8 protein-coding genes are annotated in these 12,284 nt (G+C 74.6%); 5 read left to right on the plus strand and 3 right to left on the minus strand.

Features of this window, described 5'->3' with window-relative positions:
* Positions 1-8: 8 nt before the first annotated feature.
* On the minus strand, positions 9-557 hold the full coding sequence (locus H7H31_RS24805; protein WP_187064886.1) for an RICIN domain-containing protein: 549 nt from the start codon (positions 555-557) through the stop codon (positions 9-11).
* A gap of 321 nt (positions 558-878) precedes the next feature.
* On the minus strand, positions 879-1,646 hold the full coding sequence (locus H7H31_RS24810; protein WP_197995971.1) for an alpha/beta fold hydrolase: 768 nt from the start codon (positions 1,644-1,646) through the stop codon (positions 879-881).
* Between the two features lie 627 nt (positions 1,647-2,273).
* Between H7H31_RS24810 and H7H31_RS24815 the strand changes: the two genes are divergently transcribed.
* The 4 genes from H7H31_RS24815 (at position 2,274) to H7H31_RS24830 (ending at position 7,837) form a co-directional block, all read left to right on the plus strand.
* Positions 2,274-3,398 (plus strand): carbohydrate kinase family protein, encoded by a 1,125-nt coding sequence (locus H7H31_RS24815; protein WP_176161538.1) that lies wholly within the window; start codon positions 2,274-2,276, stop codon positions 3,396-3,398.
* Positions 3,399-3,779: 381 nt separating this feature from the next.
* Positions 3,780-5,882: a PhoH family protein gene (locus tag H7H31_RS24820; protein WP_187060593.1), complete on the plus strand. Its 2,103-nt coding sequence runs from the start codon at positions 3,780-3,782 to the stop codon at positions 5,880-5,882.
* Between the two features lie 103 nt (positions 5,883-5,985).
* A complete protein-coding gene (ybeY, locus tag H7H31_RS24825; RefSeq protein WP_176161536.1) occupies positions 5,986-6,483 on the plus strand; it encodes an rRNA maturation RNase YbeY in 498 nt (165 codons plus the stop codon).
* Between the two features lie 10 nt (positions 6,484-6,493).
* Positions 6,494-7,837, plus strand: a complete 1,344-nt coding sequence (locus H7H31_RS24830) for a hemolysin family protein (protein WP_187060594.1) — start codon at positions 6,494-6,496, stop codon at positions 7,835-7,837.
* 60 nt (positions 7,838-7,897) lie between these two features.
* Here H7H31_RS24830 and H7H31_RS24835 read toward each other — a convergent pair whose 3' ends face one another.
* Positions 7,898-11,146 (minus strand): helix-turn-helix transcriptional regulator, encoded by a 3,249-nt coding sequence (locus H7H31_RS24835; protein ID WP_187118088.1) that lies wholly within the window; start codon positions 11,144-11,146, stop codon positions 7,898-7,900.
* A gap of 143 nt (positions 11,147-11,289) precedes the next feature.
* Here H7H31_RS24835 and H7H31_RS24840 point away from each other — a divergent pair, with 143 nt between their 5' ends.
* Positions 11,290-12,273: an SDR family NAD(P)-dependent oxidoreductase gene (locus H7H31_RS24840; RefSeq protein ID WP_232110063.1), complete on the plus strand. Its 984-nt coding sequence runs from the start codon at positions 11,290-11,292 to the stop codon at positions 12,271-12,273.
* The last annotated feature ends 11 nt before the right edge of the window (positions 12,274-12,284 follow it).

The following is a 12,284-nucleotide window of genomic DNA, read 5'->3' on the forward strand; positions in this document are numbered from 1 at the left end:
GGTGTCGGTCAGGCGACGACGCGGAACCTCTGGTTCGCGTTGGCACCCGACGCCTTGCACCGGTACTGGATGAGGGGTGCGCCGACCGCGGTGCTGGCGCCCTTCACGTCGAAGCACTTGCCGGCGAAGGTCTTGACGACGACCCTGTCGCCGCCGTCGGCGACGATGCGGAACCGCTGGTTGGCGTCGCTCCCTCCGGGCTTGCAGGAGTACTGGATGATCGGGGCCTCGTCCCGCGTGCTCCTGTTGGCCACGTCGAGGCACTTGCCGCGGGTGTGGGTGGTGTGGATCTTGTGCAGGCCGCCGCCGACCGGGATGAAGGCGAAGCGTTGGTTCGCCTTGCCGGCGCCGCAGGTGTACTGGATGATCGGCGCGCCGTTCGCCTGGCTGCCGCGGTGGACGTCGAGACACTTGCCGGCGAACGTTCTGATCGTGCCCTCGCGGGGCAGCATGGCCGAGCTCTCGGCCGCCTGGACGCTGGCCGGCAGGGCGGTCGCGGCGGCGGCCGTGACGGCGATGGTGGACAGATAGCGCAGAACCTTCGCGCGAACGCGCATGTTGGTGCTCCTTGTTTCGAAATGGGCCCCTTTAGCAGGATTAGCGCGGTATAAGTATGAGAAACGCCCAATAGTCGGCGTTCATCCGTTTGCTGCGCCGCCGCCGGAGACCGGAGTGCTCAGCCGGTCGGCGACCCGCTCCGATGGGCACAGCTTTCGGCCTACGTAGGGGAGTTGCTCGGAAAGCGCACCCCTCGCGTTCGGTTCCGGGCGGCCCTGGTCGACCCTCGTCAGTCCCGGTCGGTTCTCGTCGGCTCTGGCCCGTCTCCGCCGGCTCCGGTCGGTCGCGGGCGGTGAGCCTGGCGGACGGCGCCCGGAGCCTCAGTCGGTCAGTGCCGCGGCGGTGGCGCGGGCGAAGGCTTCCGGATTGTCCAGCATGATGTTGTGCCCGCAGTCCGGGACCGGGACGACGGCGACCCCGGCCGAGGTGAGTTCCGCGGCCCCGGGCAGCGGGCCGTCGGCCTCGGGCAGCAGGTAGGCGCGCGGGATCGGCAGGTCCCGCAGCAGCGCGCGCAGCGTGGGCTCGGTGCCGCGGGCGAGGTGGACCGCGCTGCGGTGCAGGGCGCGGCGGTCGGTCAGGCGCATGGTGGCCCACCAGTGCGCGCCGGCCCGCTCGCGCGCCTGCCGCCAGCCGCCCGCGAGGAAGTCCGCCTCGGAGTGTGCGGCGATGCCCGCGCTGCCCGCCGACGCCGGGTCGGGGGCGAGGGCATCGAGGTTGGCGTCGACCAGCACCAGGCGGGAGACCAGGTGCGGGTGGCGGGTCGCCAGGACGATGGCCACCGAGCCGCCCATGCTGTGCGCGACCAACTCCGCGCCGGCCACGCCGGCGTGGGTCAGCGTCGCGGCCAGCGCGTCGGCGTGCGACTCCAACGCGTAGTCGAAGCCCTGGGGCCGGTCGCTGAGGCCGTGCCCGAGCAGGTCGACGAGGAGCGAACGGTGGCCGGCCAGCAGCGGATGCGCCGCGCTCGCCGTGAAGTAGGCCGGCGACGAGGCGCCCAGGCCGTGGACGTAGACGCGCGCCGGCTGCCGTCCGGGCAACTCGACCCAGCGCATCCGGTCCCCCTCGGGCGTCACTGCTGCCTCACGCACGGTCTGCTCCCTCGCGGCGGTGGACGATGGACGAAACGGACGGGGGAGAAGCGTAGACACCCGCGTTCCGCGCCCCCGCGCGGCCCCCTTCGCGCGGCGCCACGGTGACCCGGAGCGCGGACCCGGGAGCCGCCCGGTCGGCCGGGTGCGTACGGGGCGATCGGGCACACTGGCCCCACTCGCACCGTCGGCGTACCCGCAGTACGGCAGGGCACCCGGGGCTGGGCCGTGCGAGGGCAGTACAGCGAGGTACGGCAAGGGAGCGACACCGTGACACGGCGAGACGGAGACGGCACCACCCGGGCGAACGGCGACGACCGGGCCCGCCACGAGCCGCCGGCGCGGCCGGCGGAGGCCGGCGGGCCAGGCACGGCGCCCGGCGAGCGGGACGGCGGGGCGCGCACCGAGCCGCGCGCCGGGTCTCGGGCGGGCGAGGCGCGCGCCGAGCCGGGCCCCGGGGCGCGCGCCGGGCGGCCGGGAGCCGCGCACGGGGAGATGCCCGCCGGCGCACACCGGTGGACGCCGGCGGACGGCCCACGACCCGGGCCCGGATCCGAAGCGGGGGCCGGGGCCGGTCACCGGGAGGGGCGGGGGCCGCTCGGCGCGCCGGGCCTCGGGGAGGGCGGGGTGCGTCCGGTGCTCGACCCGTTGGCCGCCGTCCGCCGCCCCGACGACCCGGCCTGCGACGTCTACCTGACCGGCCCCGTCTTCCTCGACATCGTCTTCACCGGCCTCGACTCGGCCCCCGTACGCGGCACCGAGTCCTGGGCCCGGGGCATGGGCTCAAGCCCCGGCGGCGTGGCCAACATGGCCACCGCGCTCGCCCGGCTCGGGCTGCGCACCTCGCTCGCCGCGGCCTTCGGCGACGACATGTACGGCGACTACTGCCGGGACGCCCTCGACCGTGGCGAGGGCATCGACCTGTCGCTGTCGCGCACGGTGCCGGGCTGGCACTCGCCGGTCACCGTCTCCATGGCGTACGAGGGCGAGCGCACGATGGTCTCGCACGGGCACGAGGCGCCGCCGACGCGGGCGGGGGCGGCGGAGGGGGCGTTCGACGGGGAGCCCGCCCCGGAGTGTCCGCCGCCGGCGCGCGCCTGCGTGGCCTCGCTGGTGCCCGGCAGCCGCGAGGAGTGGATCGCGCACGCCGCGCGCCGGGGCAGTCGGATCTTCGCCGACGTGGGCTGGGACGACACCGGACGCTGGGACCCGGCCGACCTCGCCGACCTGGAGCACTGCGAGGCGTTCCTGCCCAACGCCGTCGAGGCGATGCGCTACACGCGCACCGACTGCCCGCGCGCCGCGGCCCGCGCGCTGACCGAGAAGGTGCCGGTGGCCGTCGTGACGCTGGGTGCCGAGGGCGCGTACGCCGTGGACGGCCGCACCGGCGAGAGCGCCGAGGTGCCCGCGATCGCGGTCGAGGCGCTGGACCCGACCGGGGCCGGGGACGTCTTCGTGGCGGGGTTCATCACCGGCACTCTGGCCGGCTGGCCGCTCGCCGACCGGCTCGCCTTCGCCGGCCTGACCGCGGCCCTGTCGGTGCAGGAGTTCGGCGGATCGCTGTCCGCGCCGGGCTGGGTGGAGATCGCCGCCTGGTGGCAGCACGTGCGGGCCTTCGACGACCAGAGCCTGGTCGCGGGGCAGGGCAGCGCGCTGCGCCGGTACGCGTTCCTGGACGGCCTGCTGCCCTCCGCGCCCCGCCCCTGGCCGCTGCGCCGGGCGGTACCCACCATCGGCTTCCGGCAGTCCTGAGCCGGCCCCCTCCCGACCCCGAACCGGCCCCCACCAAGCCCCGACACCGGCCGTGCCCCGACCCTGACCCGGTCCCGACCCTGATACGGGCCCTGGCGCGGCCCTGATCCAGCCCTCATGCCGCCCCGGCCCCGGCCGCGCGCCGGCCCTGAACTTCGCCCGGGGCCGACCCGGACGCCCACCCGCGCACCGACGTCCCCGTGGCCTCGCGCGCGGGCCGCGGGGACGTCGGTGCGCGTTCACGTCGTGGCAGGGTGCCGGGCACCGGCCGGCCGCGGCCCTCGATAAAAGGCTCTGGTCTTGTCGGTGCGGCGTCGTACGCTGGGTATCCCAAGCCGCTGAACCACGGAAAGAGGGATGAGCAGGCCCCAGAGCCGGCCCATGACGCAGACACCCACAGCCCAGAGCCCCGCGCAGGGGCAGGCACGCGCCCACTTCACCGTTCCGGCCAAGCACCCGATGGTCACGGTCCTTGGCTCCGGAGACTCCCTGCTGTGCGTGATCGAGAACGCGTTCCCGGCCACCGACATCCACGTCCGGGGAAACCAGATCAGCGCGATCGGCGATCAGCGGGAAGTCGCTCTGATCCAGCGTCTTTTCGACGAGATGATGCTGGTGCTGCGCACCGGTCAACCGATGACGGAGGATGCGGTGGAGCGCTCGATCGCCATGCTGCGCGCGGCGGAGAACGGCGGCGAGCAGGCGGAGACCCCCGCCGAGGTCCTCACGCAGAACATCCTCTCCAACCGGGGTCGCACCATCCGCCCCAAGACCCTGAACCAGAAGCGCTACGTCGACGCCATCGACAAGCACACGATCGTCTTCGGCATCGGCCCCGCCGGCACCGGCAAGACCTACCTGGCCATGGCCAAGGCGGTCCAGGCGCTCCAGTCCAAGCAGGTCACCCGCATCATCCTGACCCGGCCGGCGGTCGAGGCGGGCGAGCGGCTCGGCTTCCTGCCCGGCACGCTCTACGAGAAGATCGACCCGTACCTGCGCCCGCTCTACGACGCGCTGCACGACATGCTCGACCCCGACTCCATCCCGCGCCTGATGGCCGCGGGCACGATCGAGGTGGCGCCGCTGGCGTACATGCGGGGGCGCAGCCAACCTGTATTCACCAACGTCCTCACACCGGACGGGTGGCGTCCCATTGGAGACCTGCAGGTTGGCGACCTGGTCGTCGGCTCGAACGGTGAGCCGACGCCGGTCCTCGGTGTCTATCCGCAGGGCGAGCGGGACATCTACCGCGTCACGGCCCAGGACGGTTCCTGGACCCTATGCTGCGGTGAGCACCTGTGGACCGTACGGACGGCTGCGGACAAGCGCCGCAACAAGCCGTGGCGGGTCCTGGAAACCCAGGAGATGATCGGCAACCTGCGGGCGGCGCACGCACGCCGATACGAGCTGCCACTGCTCACCGCGCCGGTCTGCTTCCCCGAGCGCGAGGTCCCTGTCGACCCGTACGCATTGGGGCTCCTGCTGGGCGACGGGTGCATCACGGGGTCCACCACCCCGTCGTTCTCGACCGAGGATCCGGAGCTCGCCGCATCGCTGGAAGCCGCGTTGCCGGGTATCCAGGCGCGCCCCAAGGGAGGGCCCGACTACGTCCTGAACCGGATCAAGAAGCCTGGTGACGTCGTCACGCTCGAAAATCCGGTGGTGCATGCGCTGCGCGAGTTGGATCTGCTCGGCTGCCGCTCGCACACCAAGTTTGTTCCGGACGCCTACCTGCACAACTCCGCCGAGGTCCGGCTCGCGGTGCTCCAGGGGCTCCTCGACTCCGACGGCGGGCCGGTTGCGCAGGCCGACCGCACCTGCCGCATCCAGTACGGGACGACGTCGATCCTGCTCCGCGACGACGTGATCGCCCTGGTGCAGTCCCTGGGCGGTGTCGCATATGCCAGGCGTCGGGCCGCTGCAGGACGCAAACCCGGTGCAGTCAAGGGCCGCGAGGTGCACCACCGCCGCGACACACACGTCATCGACATCCGCCTCCCCGAAGGCATCGAGCCCTTCCGTCTCGCCCGCAAGGCCGAGAAGTACCACACGGCCGGAGGCGGCGGACGTCCCATGCGCTTCATCGACAGCATCGAGCCGGCAGGTCGCGAGGAGACGGTCTGCATCCAGGTCGCCGCAGAGGACTCGCTGTACGTCACCCAGGACTACCTGCTGACGCACAACACGCTCAACGACGCCTTCATCATCCTGGACGAGGCGCAGAACACGAACCCCGAGCAGATGAAGATGTTCCTCACGCGGCTCGGCTTCGAATCCAAGATAGTGATCACCGGTGACGTCACCCAGATCGACCTCCCGGGCGGCACCAAGAGCGGTTTGCGGCAGGTGCAGGACATCCTGGAGGGCGTCCAGGACGTCCACTTCTCGCGGCTCACCAGCACCGACGTCGTCCGACACAAGCTCGTCGGCCGTATTGTCGACGCGTACGAGCAGTACGACAGCCGCACCGGGCAGTCGGGTTGAGCAGGCCATCGGCCGTGCCCGCGCCCGCCGCGACCCGGTGGTCGCGGCGTGGTGCGGCACGACGAGCTAACCGGCATCGGTAATCGGAGAGATCAACAGCCCCATGGCGATCGACGTCAACAACGAATCCGGCACGGACATCGACGAACAGGCGGTGCTGGACGTCGCCCGGTACGCCCTGGCCCGGATGCGCATCCACCCGCTTTCCGAGCTCTCGATCATCGTCATCGACGCCGACGCCATGGAGCAGCTCCACCTCCAGTGGATGGACCTGCCAGGCCCCACCGACGTCATGTCCTTCCCGATGGACGAGCTGCGCCCGCCGGGCAAGGACGACGACGAGCCGCCCCAGGGCCTGCTCGGCGACATCGTGCTCTGCCCCGAGGTGGCGAAACAGCAGGGCGCCCAGGCGCCGACACAGCACTCGATGGACGAGGAACTCCAGTTGCTCACCGTGCACGGCTGCCTGCACCTGCTCGGCTACGACCACGAGGAGCCGGACGAGCGGGCCGAGATGTTCGCCCTCCAGAAGGCGATCGTGGACGGCTGGCGGGCCGAGCGCGGCATGACGGGCCCGTCGCCGGCCCCCACCACCAGGTGAGCGCCGCCTGATGACCGCACAACTGATCACCTCGGCCGTCCTCCTGGTCGTCGTCGCCTGGCTGGCCGCCTGCGCGGAGGCCGGCCTGGCGCGCACGACGCGCTTCCGCGCACAGGAGGCGGTGCGTTCGGGACGGCGCGGCAGCGCCAAGCTGATGGCCGTCGCCGAGGACCCCACCCGCTACCTCAACGTGGCACTGCTGGTCCGGGTGGCCTGCGAGGTCGCGGCCGGCGCCGTCGTCACCTACGTGTGCGTGCGGGTGTACGACGAGACCTGGGAGGCGCTGGCCATCGCGATCGGCGTGATGGTCCTCGTCTCCTACGTCGCGGTCGGCGTGTCGCCCCGTACGATCGGCCGGCAGCACCCGCTCAACACGGCCACGGCCGCCGCCTACGTGCTGCTGCCGCTGGCCCGCGTGATGGGCCCCATCCCGCAACTCCTCATCCTCATCGGCAACGCCCTCACCCCCGGCAAGGGCTTCCGCAAGGGCCCCTTCGCCTCCGAGGCCGAGCTGCGCGCCATGGTGGACCTCGCCGAGCAGGAGTCGCTGATCGAGGACGACGAGCGCCGCATGGTGCACTCCGTCTTCGAGCTGGGGGACACGCTGGTGCGCGAGGTGATGGTGCCGCGCACCGACCTGGTCGCCATCGAGCGCTTCAAGACCATCCGGCAGGCCCTGACCCTCGCGCTGCGCTCCGGGTTCTCCCGCATCCCGGTCACCGGGGACAGCGAGGACGACGTGGTCGGCATCGTCTACCTCAAGGACCTCGCCCGTAAGACGCACGTCAACCGGGACTCCGAGAGCGACCTGGTCTCCACCGCCATGCGTCCGGCGACGTTCGTGCCCGACACGAAGAACGCGGGCGACCTGCTGCGCGAGATGCAGCAGGAGCGCAACCACGTGGCCGTCGTCATCGACGAGTACGGCGGCACGGCCGGCATCGTCACCATCGAGGACATCCTGGAGGAGATCGTCGGCGAGATCACCGACGAGTACGACCGCGAGCTGCCGCCCGTCGAGAGCCTCGGCGAGGACCGCTACCGCGTCACCGCCCGCCTCGACATCGGCACCCTCGGCGAGCTGTACGGGCTGCGCCTGAACGACGAGGACGTGGAGACCGTCGGCGGGCTGCTGGCCAAGTCGCTCGGCCGGGTGCCCATCGCCGGCGCGGTGGCCGACGTCGACCTGAGCGAGGACGCCACCGACCCGGACCTGACGGCCCTGCGCCTGACCGCCGAGTCCTCGGCCGGCCGGCGCAACCGCATCCTGACGGTCCTGGTCGAGCCCGTACGCGAGACGGGCGACCCGGCGGAGCCGGAGGCGGCAACCCGGGGCGCGGAAGCGGACCGCTAGCCGCGCGGCCCTCGGGGCCTGCCCCGAGGCGTCGCTTTCCCGCCCCCGGCCCTGGCCCCGTCACGGGTCCAAGGCGGTCAGTTCGCGCAGCTCGGTGCGGGAGGTGACGCCCAGCTTGGGGAAGATCTTGTACAGGTGGTAGCCGACCGTACGCGGGCTCACGGTCAGCCTGGCCGCGATCTCGCGGTTGGTCAGCCCGCGCGCGGCGAGCCGCGCCACCTGGCGTTCCTGCTCGGTCAGCCGGTCCGGCGCGTCGTCGGCCCGTCGCCGCGCCGAGCCGCCCGCCGCGCGGAGTTGACCGAGGGCGCGGTCGCGCCAGACCACGGCGCCGAGCCCGTCGAAGAGGTCCGCCGCCTCCCGCAGCGCCGCCCGCGCCTCGCTCGGCCGGCGCGTGCGCCGCAGGTGCTCGCCGCGCGCGAGAGCGTACCGAGCCCGGACGAACGGCTGGCCGCCGGCCGCGTCGCTCGCGCCGGGCGGCCGGCTGGCGTCGCCTATGTCGGCCGGGGACCTCGCGGCGGCGCCCTCGTACGCTTCCTGCGACTGCGACTGCGACTGCGACTGCGACTGCGACTGCGACTGCGACTGCGACCCGGACCCGGCGTCGCCGGTCGCGGGTTCGGCCGGGGCGGGGGCCAGCAGCCGGCAGCGGTCGGCGTCCACCCACGCCCACGGCATCCCGCTGGTCTCGGCCCAGGCGGCGAATCGCGCCGCGACCCGACGCGCGCCGGCCGGCTCACTCGTCGCCCGGTACGCCTCCACGAGGTCGGCGCTGGAGCGGCGGGCGATGCGCGGATGCGCGTACGGGGAGCCGGGGCGGTGCACGTCGGACAGGTGCTCGCGGGCCTCGGCGTACCCGCCGCGGGCCAACGCCGCCTGGGCCAGGGCCCAGCGGGCCTCGGCCGCGGCGGCGCGGTTGCGCGACGGCAGGGCCAGGGCCGTCGCCGCCCGGGCGTGCGCGTGGCAGGCGTCCTCGTCACCGCGCAGCGCCGCGAACCGGGCGAGCACGGCGAGCGCGTCGGCGCGACGTACCGGCTGGTCCGCGTCCCGGCTCAGCCGCACCGCCTCCGTCGCGTGCTCCACCCCCTCCTCGGTGAGGCCCAGTTCGTAGGCCAGGCCCGCGCTCCACACCAGCGGCAGGGCGAGCAGCGCCAGGGTTCCCGAGGCCCGCAGCGCGGCGCACGCCTGGGTGGCGAACCCCCGCACCCGGCGCGGGTGCGGCCCGTCGCGGGTGATGGCCAGCGGCCACAACCAGCGGTGCACGCTGCTGGTGCCCAACTCCTCCGGCGCCCGGCGCAGGATCTCCCACGGGTCGATGCCGGTGGCCTCGGCGTCCCCGGCGAGCGAGGCGGCGAGCCACCGCCCGTACCGCTGGTACCGGGGCGCTCCGTCGAGCCCGGCGATCCGCAGCGCGGCGGTGCGCGCCGGCGCGTCGAGCCCGGCGTGCTCGGCCGCGTCGCACGCCATGAACAGCAGCGCGGCGGCGTGCGGCGCCGAGTGTGTGACCAGCGCGTCGGCGCCACGGGACAGCTCCTCGTACGCCGCGTCCTGCGGCCCGCTCGCGTGTGCCAGCAGGCCGCTGAGGCGGGCGAGGGCGACCGGGGGCGCGGGGTGGGCCGCGTCGTGCGGGCCGGCGGCTCCGGCGCGCGACGCGTCCGCCGGAAGGGCGTGGGAGGCCGTGGCCCGCGCGGAGAGTTCGCGCGCGGCCTCCGTACGGCCCGACTTCCACGCCGCGTGCGCCGCCTCCGCGAGCCGCCGCAGCCGCCCCTGCGGGCTCTCGCTGAGGTCGGCGGCGCGGCTGAGCGCCGCCGCGACGGCGGCGAGCCCGCCGCGCTCGGCGAGTTCCCCGGCCCCCCGTTCCAGCGCGGCGGCCACCTCCTCGTCGGGCCCGGTGCTGGCCAGGGCGCGGTGCCAGACGGCGATGTGGCCGGCGCCGGGCGCCGCGAGTGGGCCGGGGGCGGCGCCGGAGGCAGTGGGCGGGGTGGGGGTGGTGGGATGCGGCGCCGGCGCGGCGGTGGGGCGCGCGGCGCGTTCCTCCCACTCCTCGGCGAGCGCCAGGTGCGCCGCCCCGCGTTCCAGGAACGGCGCGTCCGCGTACACCGCGGAGCGCACCAGGGGGTGCCGGAAGCGCAGTTCGGGCCCGCTGACGTGCAACAGGCCGGCCCGTTCGGCGACGTCGAGCGCGCCCGCCGGAACCCGCAGCCTGGCGGCGGCGCCCAGCACGACGTCGGTGCGCCCGCGCTCGTCGGCCGCTGCGACCAGCAGCAGCGTGCGCGCCGGCGCGGGCAGGCGGCGTACCCGGCCGGTGAACGCGGCCCGCAGCCGCGCACCGAGCGGCGGCCCGGCGGGCAACGGGGCGCCGTCGACCAAGGGTTCGCCGCCCGGGCCCGATCCGGGCCCCGGATCGGTCGGCGACCGCGCGGCGTGCGGTGCGGAGAACTCGAGGAGGGCCAGCGGGTTGCCGCCCGTCGCGGCGTGCAGCGCGGCCGGGTCCGGGCCGCCCGACGCCCCGCCACGGTCGGCCAACAGCGCCCCGACGGCCTCGACGGACAGCCCGCGCAGCCGCAGCGTGGGCAGATCGCGTACGAGGCCGCCACCGCCCAGGCCACTGCCCACGCCTCCACCCACGCCACCGCCCCCGGCCGACCCGCCCTCACCCCCCGCCGCGTCCCCGCCCCGTTCGGAGCCGTCCCCGTTCCGTACCGAGCCGTCCTCGTCCCATCCGGACCCCGCCTCGCCGCGTGGGTAGCCCTCCGTATCCCGTACCGGGCCGTCCTCGTCCCGTACGGCGATCAGCGCGGCGACGCCGGCGCGCAGAGTGGTGAGCCGGCGCGCGGCGAACAGCACGGCGGTCTGGGTGGCCGGGTCGAGCCACTGGAAGTCGTCCACCAGGAGGAGCAACGGCCGCTCGCGCGCGGCCCGTTCGATGAGGGCCAGGGTGGCGGTGCACACCAGGAGGTCCGTGGCGCGGTGCGCGGCCAGCCCGAGGGCGCCGTGCAGGGCGGCGGTCTGTGCGGCCGGTAGGCCGGCGGCGCGGTCGAGGACCGGCGCGAGCAGTTGCTGGAGGCCGCCGAAGCCCAGCGTGACCTCGGACTCGACGCCCGCGCAGCGCAGCACGGTGAGGCCGGACCCCGGGGCCTCCGCGCGCCGGTGCGCGTCCGCGAGGAGCGCGCTCTTCCCGATGCCGGCCTCGCCCCGTACGAGCAGCGCGCGCCCCCGACCCGCGAGCGCCTCGTCGAGCACCCGGCGCACGGCCGCGCGCTCGGCGTCGCGCCCGTGCAGCCGCGCCCCCGCCCCCTGTGGGTCATCCATGGCCAGAGGCTAACCGGCGCCCCGACCAGTCGATGTGACAGATGCCCGGGCCCGGGGCCGCGCCGGATGCTCGAAGCGGCACATCGGCGCGGCCGTACGGGCGCCGCGCGAGGCCGAGTCATCAGAGCGAAGGAGCCGGACACGTGAACACCACACCGCCCACGGACCAGCCCGCACCGCGCCGCCGGGGCGTCCTCGCGGGCGTCATCGCCGGGGCCGCGGGCGCGGCCGGGCTGACCGCGACGGGCGCCTCGCCCGCCGCCGCTGCCGGCCGCACCAGCCGGGGCAAGGGACGAGCCGGGGCGGGTGCCGGGCGCGGGTTCGCCGGCAAGGTCGTCCTCATCACGGGCGCCACCTCCGGGATCGGCCGCGCCACCGCCAAGGCGTTCGCCGCCGAGGGCGCGAGGGTCGGCTTCTGCGGACGGCGGAGCGAACTCGGCCGCACCGTGGAGCGCGAGATCCGCGCCGCCGGCGGCGAGGCCAGCTACCTGCGGGCCGACGTGCGCGAGGCCGACCAGGTCGAGGCGTTCGTGAACGGGGTCGTGGGGCGGTACGGCGGCCTCGACATCGCGTTCGCCAACGCGGGCGTCGAGTTCTCCCGGCCGCTGCACGAGACGACCGTCGCCCAGTGGGACGACATCACCCGCACCAACGAGCGGGGTGTCTTCCTCGCCATGAAGTACGCGATACCCCACCTCATCAAGCGCGGCGGCGGCGTCATCGTGTGCACCTCCTCCAGCGGCGCCGAGCGCGCCCGCCCCGCCCACGCCGGCTACTGCGCCAGCAAGCGGGGCGTCGAGGGCATCGTGAAGTCGGCCGCGCTGGACTACGGGGCGCACGGCATCCGGGTCAACGCCGTCCTGCCCGGCACCACCGACACCCCCCTGGTGCGCCCGCCCGGGCTGAGCGACGAGATGTGGGCGTCGTTCAAGAAGGCGTGGGGGCCGCTCAACGTCCCGGGGCTGCGCCGGATGGCCGAGCCGACCGAGATCGCGGACGCCGTCCTGGCCCTGGCCTCCGACCAGTTCGCGTTCATGACCGGCGCCTCGGTGACGGTGGACGGCGGCAGCACCGCCGGCGGTGCGATGGTCTGGCCGGAGGGCTTCCCGAAGCCGCCCGGACAGTAGCCGCCGCGCGC

This window comes from Streptomyces buecherae (genome assembly GCF_014295035.1).
GTDB lineage: Bacteria > Actinomycetota > Actinomycetes > Streptomycetales > Streptomycetaceae > Streptomyces > Streptomyces youssoufiensis.